The 1,966-nt window shown below is 30.9% G+C and carries 3 rRNA genes; all 3 read left to right on the forward strand.

Annotated features, from left to right (window positions below):
• A 23S ribosomal RNA gene (locus BJ095_RS18755) occupies positions 1–94 on the forward strand; the annotation flags it as partial.
• A 63-nt stretch (positions 95–157) separates the two neighbouring features.
• A 5S ribosomal RNA gene (gene rrf / locus BJ095_RS18760) occupies positions 158–273 on the forward strand.
• Positions 274–1,875: 1,602 nt separating this feature from the next.
• A 16S ribosomal RNA gene (locus BJ095_RS18765) occupies positions 1,876–1,966 on the forward strand; the annotation flags it as partial.

Raw genomic sequence — 1,966 nt, forward strand, 5'->3', positions numbered from 1 at the left:
AGATCCCTCAAAGACGATGAGGTAGATAGGTTCGAGGTGGAAGTGTGGTGACACATGGAGCTGACGAATACTAATCGATCGAGGACTTAACCAAATCTTGAAAGCAATCAATGTCTTTATCCAGTTTTGAGAGAACAAGCTTCTTTCAATAAAATAGTCTAGTGATGATGGCAAAGAGGTCACACCCGTTCCCATACCGAACACGGAAGTTAAGCTCTTTAGCGCCGATGGTAGTTGGGGGCTTCCCCCTGTGAGAGTAGGACGTCGCTAGGCAACTAAACCACTGAGTGTTCAGTGGTTTTTTTATATGCAAAAAAGCCCTAACTATTATTAAACCGAAGGTTCATTAGTGCGTATAAGAAAGAGAAATACATACAGAAGTAAAACCTCGAGAAGTGGGAGGACCAAGGAGAACAAAGTGCGGTGTACTTTATTCATGAGCGTCGGCTCAACATAGCTGAAGAAGTTGTCATCTTCGTTGGCCAATTGAAAGTAGGACATAATTAGTCGTATAAAAACCGTAGATATTTCTACAATTTTTTATTTTTCCTTAAATCTAATTAATATAGTGGAAAGAAACATCTAATATAAATTCATGCTCAGTAGCTATTAGGTGCCAATATATATAATAAGGATGGAAGGAAATAATGGATTGAATGCAGTGGGAATAATAATTTAATTTAGACAACAGGTCTTTCTATATTTTAGGTTGAAGATTAACTGTTATTTTTGAAACTAATAAGAAGATATGCAAATAAATATTAGATGCAAAAAAACAGCATATTAAAAATGGAAAATAAATGTTTTGATTAACTATTATTAATAAAATAGCACCAATAACTATACCTGTTAATGAATATATTCCGAGACTAATAAAATAACGTAATAATTTTGAAGTAATGATAAATCTTCCTGCTAAATTGTCTATCAAGATAGAGAGAGGTAATCCTACAAGGAAATAAATAGGTCCCGCATATAGTATAACGAAGATAAATGTCTCAAAAAAAACCAAAATAATAAACATTAGCTTCTCGCTGGGAACTGGGTACATATGAATACCAAGAAAGTAATATTGCAAATAAAATAACTGATATTGCTGCAGTTATGAATCTTTTTAACATTGAATCCTCCATATATGATCAATAGAAATTTTAAGATTACAGGAGAGATAACGTTTGCTAAAAATGTGAGATGATTTATACAAATATTAACAAAGTATAAAAAGAGAATAAATAGGTAATTTTCATAGATTAGCTAAATGGCTAATAATAAAAGTGTAAGAATATTTTTTCTAACAAATACACAAGTTATATATAATCTAGCAATATTTTTAAGTAGGTCATACTTTTCTAATTTATTGAATGCTACTCGTCCTTCAAAGAATAGGAATTGATTAGGCTTATATTATATAGATATATTAGAGGGAGTTCTAATCTAAACAAAATTAAAATTAATTTCTTACTATATACTTGCAATCTGTTTATTATAGTGATATATTATTAACTGTCAGCTTAAGAGTATCAAATAAATACAATTAATGAAAGAAAGTTATTGACTTTGATATGAATTATTGATAGAATTAAAAAGTTGTCGATCGAATTTAATCGATATAATTTAAAACTGTTGACATCTATATATAAGTGGTGTTATAGTAATAAAGTTACTTTTTTTAAAACAGCGGGAAAATTATTGTTGACATAACAAATTAGAGATGTTACAATATTGGAAGTCGCTATTAAAGAGATTAACACGAACCTTGAAAACTGAACAACAAAACGTTAATGAACATAGTTTCTTCTATTAAATTAGAGAAACGAAATTTTGGACATCAAAATTGATGCCAGCACAAAATTTGAGCTTTATCAAATTTTCTCTTTTATGGAGAGTTTGATCCTGGCTCAGGACGAACGCTGGCGGCGTGCCTAATACATGCAAGTCGAGCGGACTTTAGAAAAGCTTGCTTTTC

This window comes from Ureibacillus chungkukjangi, from assembly GCF_003217295.1.
In the GTDB taxonomy this organism is placed as follows: Bacteria; Bacillota; Bacilli; order Bacillales_A; family Planococcaceae; genus Ureibacillus; species Ureibacillus chungkukjangi.